Annotated in this window: 1 protein-coding gene; it reads left to right on the top strand. The window is 66.8% G+C overall.

What is annotated here, in order from left to right; translation table 11 throughout:
• The coding region (locus tag AC0L15_RS33260) for a UTRA domain-containing protein (protein ID WP_473498424.1) at window positions 1-371 on the top strand (371 nt) is incomplete at both ends.

Below are 371 nucleotides of genomic sequence, written 5' to 3'. Positions count from 1 at the left end.
GCGACATAAAAGGCGCAGCAGCGCCGAGGATCGCGCCTTGCTGGAACTCGACTCCAACGGGCCGGTGCTGGCGCTGGAATGCAGGCATTTCGCTGGCAAGCGGCCGTTCGCCCACGAACAGCGGCTGATCAACCTGGCCGCTGTGGCCGAGGCTGCCAACGAGGAATTTTTTGCCGTCGCGCCTGGGCCGTGGCTGATCGCCCGCGTGCCATGGAGTGCCGCCGAGCACCGCATCCGCGCCGTCGCCGCCGACAGACACATTGCGACCGCACTCGAAATCGAGTCCGGCGCCCCCTGCCTGGTGGTCGAACGACGGACATGGAGCGCCGAACACCCGGTCACCCATGTCCGTTTCACCTATGCGGCCGACA

It is taken from the genome of Mesorhizobium sp. WSM4846 (assembly GCF_055811415.1).
Note: the sequence above shows the minus strand (reverse complement) of the source record. Positions and strands in the feature narration are given on the sequence as shown.